Genomic DNA, 10,377 nt, shown 5'->3' on the forward strand with positions numbered 1-10,377 from the left:
CAGTGCAGTCGACTGCATGTTCACGGTAACCACGAGACGTGCCCCCCCAGCGCTTGGTATCCGATGAACGCGACGCAGTCGATCAGCGCGTGCGCAATCACGAGGGGCCACAGTTTCGAGGTGCGTTGCCAGTACCGGCCGAACACCAGGCCCATGATGACGTTGCCGAAGCCGCCCCCGAGGCCCTGGTAGAGGTGGTAGCTGCCGCGGAGCAGTGCCGACGCCCACAGCGAGCCGTTCTCCGACCACCCGAGTTGCCGCAGCCGCGTGATCAGATAGGCCACCACGAGTATTTCTTCGGCACCGGAATTGGCGATGGCCCACAGCACCTCGGTGGGCAGGCGCCACCAGTAGTCGGCGAGGATGCTCGGCGCCACGTTGAGGTTGAGTCCGACGGCACGCGCCACGAGGTACAGCCCGAGGCCCGGTAATCCGATGAGCGCGGCGAGCCCGGCGCCAGGCAACCAGTCGCGCCGGAACAGTGGACGCGCGAAGCCGACGATCTTCGGTCCGTAGCCGCTGCGCCACAGGAGATAGAGGCCGAGTCCGGCCCAGGCGAACAGACGGATGACGCCGAGGAGTTGACGCGAGAGGTCGATGAACTCCTGCGACGACCGCGGGGCATTCAGCGCGACCGTCTGATCGGACAGTGGCTCCGGTGCGAGGGCAGCTTCGAGCAGCGACAGGATCGACGACACTCCGCTGAGCCCGAAGGTGACGAGCAGGACGATCGCTATCTCGATCCACAGTGCCCGTCGTTCGGCGGCGTCGAGCGGTGTGCGGGGATTCTGGCGGGGTGGAGTGAGCCAGGTGCGGATCGTCGTCACCGGAGCGATTGTGCCCGAGCGCTCTGTGAAGCCGGTCGTGCGATCAGTGCGTGGCGCGCATTCCGTTCATGAATGGGCATCCGACGAGCAGGCGCAGTGCCTTGCCCAATCCGGACGGTTCCTCGACCGGTTCGTGGAACGGGATGCGGACGTCGTGGTCGCCGTCGCCGGATTCGATGCGCAGGCGCAGCCTGTACCGGTCGAGGCCGAGCGGCCGGATTCGGCCGGTGCGTGCGGACGCCGGAATCCGCCGTGCGATGCGGGCGACGATGTCGGCGTGATCCTGTTCGAGGTGTTCGAGCCACGCGGTCTCGTAGGTCGCGAAGGGGTCGGGGGCGGCGTCGAAGACGTCCGGAAGGTCGACGGATTCGGCGCCGGTGGTGTCGGCGGCGACCACGGAGGTGAGTCGCAGGATCAGCAGCTCGGAGCCGTGGCCGACGTCGAGGAGCTCGGGGTGCGGAAGGATCTCGGCGACGTCGGCGGCGATCTGTCGTGGTTCGTCGACGGGGAACAGGTTTCCGCTGAGCCAGATCAGCGACCGGACGGGGTTGCGCAGATTCAGGGGCGAGTGGTCGGTCAGCTCGAGCATGGCGGGGAGGCCTGCGGCTCCGGACTGCCAAGCGAGTGCGACCGCTGCGGTCTCGGCGGGCACGACGATCGCGATGGTGTCGTCCTCCTGCAGGAAGTGGACGGTCGTCGAGAGCGGGTCGCAACCGTCGATTGCCAGGCAGGTGGTGTCGGCGCGGATGAGAGCGGTACGCACGCGTTCCGCCGTGGTCGGCGCCGGGATGTCGGTCGTGGTGGTCTGCATGCGGACCCTCCTTCTCATGTAGGTGAGGCAAACCTAAGTTATTGTGACGCTGGTCGCAAGGGGTACCAGCGTTAGCCTGGAAGACGTGTCCATCCCACTGCCCCTCGGAATGCCGCCCTCGCGGAACGAGCCACGCGGTCTGCTCGACGCGCTGCTCTCCCGTCGGTACGAGGTCGTGGGTCCCGCGCTCGCCGCATCCGGAAAGGCACTGGCAGCGCCGATCGTCCCCGCGGCCGCGGTCACGGAGGCACCCGGTCGCGACGTCGTCGTCGAACTCGACGCCTCTGCCGCAGCGCCGTCGGCCGCCGGCTGGCGACCCGTTCGCTACCAGCTCGACTGCAACCTCGACGACCTGGACGACGTACTTGCTTTCACCGCTCCCGCGCCGCTGGCGGTCTATGTGCAGGTCGACGACCCGGCTCTCGCCGACACGGCCCGCGCGCTCACCGAAGCCGGACACATTCCCGGGCTGCCGACCGGTCACGGTCCGGGCGCCGTGGCCGATTTCCTCGCCGTGCTCGCGCACTCCGAGACCGGGTTCGTCGCCCGTGCCGACACAGCGTCCGATGTGCTTGCACTGCTCTCCGGCACGGCAGCAGCGCTGAGCGGATTCGACGTACGAGACGCCTTGGCCGAACCCGACGCCGGCCGCCTCGGCCGATTGATCCCCGAGGCCGCTGAAGCATTGCGCGAAATTCTCCTTGCCGTCGAGGTCGACGACACTGCCGCCGTGATCGACGGGCTGCGAGAGCTGGGCCTCGCCGTGAACTGAGACGGTTCACTTTTCCGACGCATTCCGGCAACGGGCGATGCGTAACCTGGGAGCCGTGCCCCGTATCGCGTATTTCGGCCCGACCGGAACTTTCACCGAAATGGCCCTGGCCCGTTTCGAGGACCTCGGTGCCTTCGACGCGCCAGTCGAGCGTGTTGCTGCCGCAAGTCCGCCCGCCACGCTGCAGTTGCTGCGCGACGGTGAGGTGGACGCCGCGGTCGTTCCCATCGAGAGTTCCGTCGAAGGGTCGGTGCCTCCGACGATGGATGCGCTCGCACTCGGGCCTCGCCTGCAGATCGTGGCCGAGACAGAGCTCGACATCGCGTTCACGGTGGTGGTGCGCTCCGGGGTGACGCTCGACACGATCGAGACGATCGGTGCATATCCGGTGGCGGCGGCACAGGTCCGGCAGTGGATCGGCGACACGCTGCCGAACGCAACGATCGTGGCGGCATCGTCCAATGCGGGTGCCGCCGAGGATGTGGAGGCGGGCAAAGTCGACGCCGGAGTGTCGACCGCGCTCGCCGGTGAACGGCTGGGGCTCGAGGTCTTGGCGGATGGCGTCGCGGACTTTGCCGGAGCCCGCACACGTTTCGTCCTCGTCACCCGTCCGGTCTCGGTTCCGAAGCGCACCGGTCGCGATCGCACGTCGGTGATCCTGCAGCTCCCTCACGAGCCGGGGTCGCTGGTTCGGGCGATGACGGAGTTCGCGACCCGGGGCATCGACCTCACCCGGATCGAGTCGCGCCCCACTCGTATGGAATACGGCACCTATTTCTTCCATTTGGACTGTGTGGGGCACATCGACGACGCACTCGTCGCGGAAGCCCTCAAGGCACTTCACCGTTTCGCCCAGGTGCGGTTCCTCGGTTCGTGGGCGGCAGTGTCCGAGCCGGGCGTCGCCCCGGTGTCGGACGACGACGATGCACAGTGGCTGGAGCGGTTGCGGCGCGGAGAGGAAAGCAGTTGAACGGGAGATTGATTCTGGCCCGGCACGGCCAGACGGTGGCGAATGTGGAGAAGCGGCTCGACACGAAGCTGCCCGGCGCTGAACTGACCGAACTGGGTGTCGCGCAGGCACAGACGCTCGGGAAGAACCTCATCGAGCGCGCGCCGACGCTACTCGTGTCGTCGCAGGCCATTCGCGCCAAGCAGACCGCGCAGCACGCGCAGGATCCGGTGGGCCTGCAGGCGTCGGTGCGTGACGGGCTGCACGAGGTGCAGGTCGGCGAACTCGAGGACCGCGCCGACGACGAGTCGCACGCCATGTTCGTGAAGGTCTATCAGGCATGGCACGACGGCGATCTACGTGCGCGGGTGCCCGGCGGTGAGACCGCATTCGATGTCCTCGACCGGTTCGTGCCGGTGCTCGACGAGCTGCGCGCCGATTACCTCGAGGCCGGGTCGGGCGACATCGTGGTGGTCAGCCACGGCGCTGCGATCCGTCTGGTCGCGTCGTACCTCGGCAAGGTGCCCGGTGGCTTCGCGAGTGGTAACCACCTGGCCAACACCGACACCGTCGAACTGGTGCCGATACCTGGCGGCGGGTGGGAGTGCGTGCGGTGGGCGGCGGTCCACGCACCGTTCCGCGACACCGCCCGTGCGGGAGCCGACGACCCGATGGGGTGAGCCGGAGCGCTACGACGTGAGGAAAAGCATGGGGCCGTATCCACTGGATACGGCCCCTGACGTCACACTGGTCAGACAGTGCGGACGTTGGTGGCCTGCGGGCCCTTCTGACCCTGGCCGACCTCGAACTCCACGCGCTGATTCTCATCGAGCGACTTGAAGCCGCTGCCCGCGATCTCGGAGAAGTGGACGAAAACGTCGGGGGTTCCGTCGTCGGGTGCGATGAATCCGAAGCCCTTTTCGCCGTTGAACCACTTGACGATGCCCTGTGCCATACCGATACTCCCTACACACTCGATCCGGACCCTCACATCGAGGTTCCGATCTCGATGAAGTCATTCTCCCATCCCTGACGAGATCGCGACACCCCGCACCGTATGTTGTGCCCTTCGGGGGACGATCGAGGAGGCTGAGTCGGCTCAGGTTTCGTCGCGAAGTTCCGACTGATAGCCGGTCGTGAGCCAGTAGACGGTGCGATCGATCGTGGGCACGATGTCGGTGATCTCGATGTGCCCTTCGCGGCAGCGTCCCACCAAACCGTAGATGACGCTCGACAGAATCGATGTCGCCTCCGCGACGAATGTCGGGTCCACGTCGGACAGAACTGCCATGCCGACGGGCACGACAGAGTCGAAGCCGTGCACGGCCAGGCTGTCGCCCCCCGGTGCGGACCGCACGCGGAAATATGCGAAGAGCATCTCCGGGTGCTGTTCCCACGGCTCGAAGATTGCACGGATCACCCGCATCATCGCCGGGTGCAGGGGCTCGTTCGGATCGCGGCTCTGAGTGACGATCCCGGAGTAGTTCGCGTTCATCCAGTGTTCGATCGCGGCGAGGATCAACTCTTCCCGCGTGGCGTATCGCTTGTAGATGGTCGACAACGAGGTGCGAGCCCGACGAGCCACTTCACGCAGCTGCACCGCGTCGTAGCCCTCGTTCTCGAGGAGGTCGACGACGGTGACGAGAAGTCGCTCTCGGGTCGGATCGACCGCGCCGGGCGAATCGGTGTTCTCCATGTTCGTGAATTTCCTTGCCGTATGGGGATAACGGGGTTATCGTCTCGTCAGTAACGTTGTTACTCAGCCTACCCCCGGCGCGCGGACGCGGTCCGTTGTGCCGTCTGAACCCGACCTCATTCCTGGGGAGTGCCCGATGACGGGATCGACGAAGCGACTGCGCATCGATCGCGAGATGTGCGAAGCCCATGCTCTGTGTATCGAGATCGCCCCGGAGATCTTCGATCTCCCGGACGACGACGTCGCAACCTGCGACGAACACCCACCGGAAGCGCTGTGGTCCAAAGCGCACTCCGCAGCCGGCGCATGCCCGCGCCAGGCCATCAGTATCACCGAGGACGCGCGTGGTGCGTCACCTCGTTCACCGAAAGGTCAGTGACCCGATGACCGATCTCGCCTCAGCCGACTACTTCTCCGACGGAGAGCTTGCGCAGAATCCCTTCGAATATTTCGACGACCTCCGAAGTCGGAATCCGGTCTTCCGTGAGCCGAACTACGGCGTGGTGGTCGTCACCGGCTATCAAGAGGTTGTCGAAGGATTCAAGAACTCCGACGCGCTCTCGGCGGTCAACGCCATCGGCGGTCCGTTTCCGCCGTTGCCGTTCGAGCCTGAAGGCGACGACATCACCGAGCAGATCGAAGCGCACCGCCACCTGTTTCCGATCTCCGAACACATGGTGGTGATGGATCCGCCCGATCACACACGGGCCCGGTCCCTGCTGGGTCGACTCCTCACTCCGAAGCGGCTGAAGCAGAACGAGGAGTACCTGTGGATTCTCGCAGATCAGCAGCTCGACGAGTTCATCGACAACGGGAGCTGTGAGTTTCTCGGCGAGTACGCCAAACCTTTTGCGACGTTGGCCATCACGGATCTGCTCGGGGTTCCGGAAGGGGACCGTGAAGAGTTTCGCCGAGCGCTGGGGGCCGGCGAACGTCCCGGCACCCGGGTGGGGTCGCTCGATCACGAGCCGGTGGGCATCAACCCGTTGGAGTATCTCGACGAGCGATTCAGTGGCTACCTCGCTGATCGGCGGCGTGATCCTCGCGGAGACATACTCAGCGGTCTGGCTGCAGCGACGTATCCGGACGGCTCGACTCCGGAGCTCATCGAGGTGGTGCGACCCGCGACCTTCCTGTTTGCCGCCGGCCAGGAAACGGTCACGAAACTCCTCAGCTCGGCGCTGCGGGTGCTCGGTGAACGGCCGGAGTATCAGCAGATGCTGCGCGAGGACCGCAGTCTCATCAAACCGTTCATGGAGGAATCGCTCCGTTTCGACAGCCCGACGAAGATCGACTTCCGCCTCGCCCGGAAAACCACGACACTCGGCGGCGTCGACATCCCTGCGGGAACGATCGTCATGCTGAGCCTCGCCGGAGCGAACCGAGATCCCCGAAAGTTCGAGAATCCGAACGAGTTCAGACTCGACCGCAGGAACTCGCACGATCACATCGCGTTCGGGCGTGGATTGCACACGTGTGCGGGTGCACCGCTCGCTCGGATAGAAGGTCAGGTCACCCTGAACCGACTTCTCGACAGGATGGACGACATCAGGATCAGCGAGAGCCGGCACGGGGCGACCGACGACCGGAGCTTCGTATACGAGCCCACCTTCCTGCTGCGCGGTCTCGTCGAGTTGCACATCGAGTTCGAGCGGATCCTGAGATAGACCGTTCCCATTGAGAAGTGCGAAAAGCATAGGGGCTGTTCGGAAAACACTGCATCGAGCAGACGCTCGTTGCGTAACGCGAGAGGTGGATCATGGCAGGGAGAGTTGAAGGAAAGGTCGCGCTCGTCACGGGGGCGGCGCGTGGTCAGGGGCGGAGTCACGCGGTGAGACTCGCGCAGGAAGGCGCGGACATCATCGCACTCGATATCTGCGGCCCGATCAGGGAGAACGCGCAGATCGCCCCGGCGACACCAGAAGACATGGCCGAAACGGTCGAGCTGGTCAAGGGTTTCAGCCGTCGGATCGTGACGCTCGAAACCGACGTCCGCGACTTCGACGCGGTGAAGGCCGCGGTGGACGCCGGCGTCGAGCAGTTGGGCCGACTCGACATCATCGTGGCCAACGCCGGAATCGGAACCGGTGGTGCACCACTGCACGAGACCGACGAGTTCGACTGGCAGGAAATGCAGGACATCAACCTCTCGGGGGTGTGGAAGTCGGTGAAAGCCGGTGTGCCCCACATGATCGCGGGAGGGCAAGGTGGTTCGATCATCCTGACGAGTTCGGTGGGCGGATTGAAGGCCCATCCCAATATGGGACCGTACATTGCCGCGAAGCACGGCGTCGTAGGGTTGATGCGCTCGTTCGCTGTCGAACTGGGGCAGCACTTCATTCGCGTCAACACCGTTCACCCCACGAACGTGAACACGCCGATGTTCATGAACGAGGGCGCGATGAAGATGTTCCGCCCCGACCTCGAGAACCCGGGCCCGGAGGATATGAAGGTGGTTGCGCAGCTCATGCACGTACTGCCGATCGGCTGGGTGGAACCCGAGGACATCAGCAATGCGGTGTTGTTCTTGGCGTCCGACGAATCCCGTTACGTCACAGGGCTCACCCTGTCGGTCGACGCGGGAAGCGCACTCAAGTAACGCCCGAATCGGCGCCGGGTCCTGCTCGCGCTTCGGCGGGATGTCAGGCCCCGGTGCCTGCCGTGGTGAATCGTTGGCGGAACGTCGTCGGTGTGATGCCGAGGTGGCGCGCGAAGACTCGCCGGAGCCTTTCGTCGCTACCGAAGCCGCACCGAGGTCGAAGGTGAATGCGCGCGTACAGATTCAAACATCGGTTCGGGTGTCCGGCAATCCGCACGGCAGGAGTTCAGCATTCTGCACGCGAGGAGGGCGGAAGGTGTGATCGGCGTGAGCACAATGCCAATCCGGCCCTGGCTCAGGGGCGTTTGGTGATCTGCGCCAAGAGGGGAGTCAGCCGGTAGTCGAGCAATTGTCGCATCACGAGCGATGTGGTGGTCTGTTCGACGCCGTCGATGTCGAGAATGCGCCCGGCGATGCGGTAGAGATCGTCGGCATCGCGAGCGACGACATGGACGAGAAGGTCTGTGACACCGCTGAGTCCGTGTACCTCGACGACCTCGGGAACCCCGTCGAGCGCCGCTGCGATCTGCGAGAGTTTGCGCTGGGCGACGTTGGTGAGGATATAGGCGGTCAGCGGGTAACCGAGCGCGGAGGGATCGATGCGGCGTTCGAACGAATGAAGAACGCCCCGCTGTTCGAGCTTGCTCAGGCGGGCCTGGACGGTATTTCGAGACAGCCCGGTTGCGTCGGCCAGGGCGATGACAGTGGCCCGAGGTTCCGCGGTGAGCGCAGTCAGGATCTTTGCGTCGATCGGATCGACGACGGTTTTGCTCGGCATTCTGTCAGCCTCCAGTGGACGCGGATGGACTCCTCATTTCATCACTTCGGCGAAAAGGGCCCGTGCAGCTGTGGTCGCGGAGGTCTCGTCGCCCTCGATCACAGCGGTGACCAATGCGGTGTGCTCGTCGTGGAAGCCTGCTCCGGTCGCGTGGACATGCCGGTCCACGGTCTGCCGGATCGACGGCAACAGGGAGTCGTAGAACTCGAGGTACACGGCGTTGTGGCTGGCCTCGACAATGGCGCGGTGGAGCGTGATGTCTGCTTCGACAGCGGCATCGGTGTCGGAGTCGGCGAATCGGGCGTTGCGTTCGGCCAGCAGCTTCTCGAGCCGCGCGACGTCGTCGGAGGTGCGTCTGCGCGCGGCGAGAACGGCGGCGGTGACGTCGAGGGTCTGCCGCAGTTCGAGCACGTCACGTTCGTGTGCGGTCGCGAAGTACTTGCCGAGGGTGCCGCCGATGTCGGAGGTCGCGACGACGTACGTGCCGGAACCCTGGCGGCGTTCGAGAAGGCCGGTGTGTACGAGTGACTGCACTGCTTCGCGGACGGTGTTGCGGCCCGTTCCGGTGAGTGCACACAGTTCGGGTTCGGTGGGAATGCGCTCCCCGACGGCCCAGCGTCCGCTGCAGATTTCGCTGCGCAGATGTTCGGTGACCTGCGAGATCAGGCTGGAGCGGCGAACGGGTTCTCCGAATGTCATCCCATCATCCTATGATTTGTCGAGTGAGTCTTCTACGCGGCCGTCTGCTCGTCTTCTGTGCCATCGTCATGTCCGCACTCGTGCTCCGGCTCGCTGTCACCTCGTTCAGCCCGCTGGCCTCCGCGATCAGCGACGAACTGGGCTTCTCGTCCACTCTCGTCGGCGTGTTCGGGATGATGCCGACCGCGATGTTCGCGCTCTTCGGATTCGCTACCCCGTTCCTCGCACGACGGTGGGGTCTCGAAGCGACGGCGCTGGTCGCAATGCTCATGGCCGGTGTCGGCATGGCGACGCGTGCCCTCGTGTCCGACACGTGGGTCCTGCTCGCATTGTCGGCGCTCGCGCTGGGCGGAATGGGTATCGGCAACGTGGTCATCCCGCCACTGGTGAAGCGGTATTTCTCGGATCGTCTGGCCGTGGTGAGTTCGGTGTATATCGTCGGCGTCCAACTCGGCACCATCGCACCCGCATTCGTCGCGGTGCCGCTTTCCGACGCGTACGGCTGGCGCGTGTCGCTCGGTGTCTGGGCGGCCATGGGATTCGCTGCGGCACTGCCCTGGATCGTCGTCCTGCTCCGACGCCGCGGGGCCGCCGCACAGGAAGATCGATCGTCGGTCACCCCCCAGACACACGGCCAGGTCTGGCGTTCGCCGGTGGGATGGGGGATGGCCGGAATGTTCGGCATGACCTCACTGGTCACCTACTCGATGTTCACGTGGATTCCCGACATCCTCGGCGACGCGGGCGCGAGCCCCGCTTTCGGTGGTGCCATGGTCGGGTTGTTCTCGCTGATGGGGCTCGTCGGTGCATTCGGCGGCCCGACGCTGTGCGCTCGGATGTACAACCCGTTTCCCGTTGTGCTGGCGTGTGCGGCCTGCATGCTCGTCGGATTCGCAGGGCTGTGGCTGGCGCCCATGAGCGTGCCCATCCTGTGGATCGTGCTGCTCGGCCTCGGGCCCAGCACCTTCCCGATGGCGCTGACCCTGATCAACCTCCGTACCCGCACGCAGGCGGGATCCTCCGCGCTGTCGGGATTCACGCAGGGCGTGGGCTATGCCGTCGCATGCCTCGGCCCGCTACTGTTCGGCATCCTGCACGACGCCACGACGGGGTGGACGGCGTCGTTCGCTCTCCTGATCGTCGCGGTTGTCGTACTGGTGACCGGCGGCTACCAGGCCTGTAAGCCGCGTGTGCTCGAGGACAGCTGGCAAAAAGCGCGCGAGGAAGACCTCTCGCCCCGCTGACA

Annotated in this window: 13 protein-coding genes; 7 read left to right on the top strand and 6 right to left on the bottom strand. The window is 65.2% G+C overall.

What is annotated here, in order from left to right:
* Nucleotides 1–20 precede the first annotated feature (20 nt).
* Both ACFWCF_RS18620 and ACFWCF_RS18625 read right to left on the bottom strand, forming a co-directional pair.
* Nucleotides 21–827, bottom strand: a complete 807-nt coding sequence (locus ACFWCF_RS18620; RefSeq protein ID WP_378489334.1) for a CPBP family intramembrane glutamic endopeptidase — start codon at nt 825–827, stop codon at nt 21–23.
* A gap of 43 nt (nt 828–870) precedes the next feature.
* Entirely contained in the window at nt 871–1,638 is a 768-nt protein-coding gene (locus tag ACFWCF_RS18625; protein WP_378564315.1) for a DUF2470 domain-containing protein, read from the bottom strand.
* A 109-nt stretch (nt 1,639–1,747) separates the two neighbouring features.
* Here ACFWCF_RS18625 and ACFWCF_RS18630 point away from each other — a divergent pair, with 109 nt between their 5' ends.
* The 3 genes from ACFWCF_RS18630 to ACFWCF_RS18640 are packed head-to-tail and all read left to right on the top strand — an operon-like array spanning nt 1,748 to nt 4,039.
* Complete coding sequence (locus ACFWCF_RS18630) at nt 1,748–2,410, top strand: hypothetical protein (RefSeq protein WP_378564538.1); 663 nt, start codon at nt 1,748–1,750, stop codon at nt 2,408–2,410.
* A 55-nt stretch (nt 2,411–2,465) separates the two neighbouring features.
* Nucleotides 2,466–3,380, top strand: a complete 915-nt coding sequence (gene pheA, locus ACFWCF_RS18635; RefSeq protein WP_378564318.1) for a prephenate dehydratase — start codon at nt 2,466–2,468, stop codon at nt 3,378–3,380.
* A complete protein-coding gene (locus ACFWCF_RS18640) occupies nt 3,377–4,039 on the top strand; it encodes a histidine phosphatase family protein (protein WP_378564321.1) in 663 nt (220 codons plus the stop codon). The genes pheA and ACFWCF_RS18640 overlap by 4 nt, the downstream gene beginning before the upstream one ends.
* 71 nt (nt 4,040–4,110) lie before the next feature.
* Here ACFWCF_RS18640 and ACFWCF_RS18645 read toward each other — a convergent pair whose 3' ends face one another.
* Together ACFWCF_RS18645 and ACFWCF_RS18650 are read right to left on the bottom strand one after the other, a co-directional pair.
* The gene (locus ACFWCF_RS18645) at nt 4,111–4,314 is read right to left on the bottom strand and encodes a cold-shock protein (RefSeq protein ID WP_132472693.1); all 204 of its coding nucleotides are present in this window, start codon (nt 4,312–4,314) and stop codon (nt 4,111–4,113) included.
* 144 nt (nt 4,315–4,458) lie between these two features.
* Nucleotides 4,459–5,055 carry a TetR family transcriptional regulator gene (locus tag ACFWCF_RS18650; RefSeq protein ID WP_378564324.1) on the bottom strand — a complete coding sequence of 199 codons (597 nt, stop codon included), beginning with the start codon at nt 5,053–5,055 and terminating at the stop codon, nt 4,459–4,461.
* A gap of 136 nt (nt 5,056–5,191) precedes the next feature.
* Here ACFWCF_RS18650 and ACFWCF_RS18655 point away from each other — a divergent pair, with 136 nt between their 5' ends.
* The 3 genes from ACFWCF_RS18655 to ACFWCF_RS18665 all read left to right on the top strand — a co-directional run bounded on the left by ACFWCF_RS18655 (nt 5,192) and on the right by ACFWCF_RS18665 (nt 7,654).
* The gene (locus ACFWCF_RS18655) at nt 5,192–5,434 is read left to right on the top strand and encodes a ferredoxin (RefSeq protein WP_378564327.1); all 243 of its coding nucleotides are present in this window, start codon (nt 5,192–5,194) and stop codon (nt 5,432–5,434) included.
* Between the two features lie 4 nt (nt 5,435–5,438).
* Nucleotides 5,439–6,722 (top strand): cytochrome P450, encoded by a 1,284-nt coding sequence (locus tag ACFWCF_RS18660; protein WP_378564330.1) that lies wholly within the window; start codon nt 5,439–5,441, stop codon nt 6,720–6,722.
* A gap of 92 nt (nt 6,723–6,814) precedes the next feature.
* Nucleotides 6,815–7,654: a mycofactocin-coupled SDR family oxidoreductase gene (locus ACFWCF_RS18665; RefSeq protein ID WP_378564333.1), complete on the top strand. Its 840-nt coding sequence runs from the start codon at nt 6,815–6,817 to the stop codon at nt 7,652–7,654.
* 295 nt (nt 7,655–7,949) lie between these two features.
* Here the strand turns inward: ACFWCF_RS18665 and ACFWCF_RS18670 are convergent, their stop codons facing one another.
* Together ACFWCF_RS18670 and ACFWCF_RS18675 are read right to left on the bottom strand one after the other, a co-directional pair.
* The gene (locus tag ACFWCF_RS18670) at nt 7,950–8,432 is read right to left on the bottom strand and encodes an Lrp/AsnC family transcriptional regulator (RefSeq protein WP_378564336.1); all 483 of its coding nucleotides are present in this window, start codon (nt 8,430–8,432) and stop codon (nt 7,950–7,952) included.
* A 33-nt stretch (nt 8,433–8,465) separates the two neighbouring features.
* Nucleotides 8,466–9,131 carry a FadR/GntR family transcriptional regulator gene (locus ACFWCF_RS18675; protein WP_378564339.1) on the bottom strand — a complete coding sequence of 222 codons (666 nt, stop codon included), beginning with the start codon at nt 9,129–9,131 and terminating at the stop codon, nt 8,466–8,468.
* 11 nt (nt 9,132–9,142) lie between these two features.
* Here ACFWCF_RS18675 and ACFWCF_RS18680 point away from each other — a divergent pair, with 11 nt between their 5' ends.
* Nucleotides 9,143–10,375 (top strand): CynX/NimT family MFS transporter, encoded by a 1,233-nt coding sequence (locus ACFWCF_RS18680; RefSeq protein WP_378564342.1) that lies wholly within the window; start codon nt 9,143–9,145, stop codon nt 10,373–10,375.
* Nucleotides 10,376–10,377 lie beyond the last annotated feature (2 nt).

It is taken from the genome of Rhodococcus sp. NPDC060090, from assembly GCF_042729855.1.
Taxonomy (GTDB): domain Bacteria; phylum Actinomycetota; class Actinomycetes; order Mycobacteriales; family Mycobacteriaceae; genus Rhodococcus.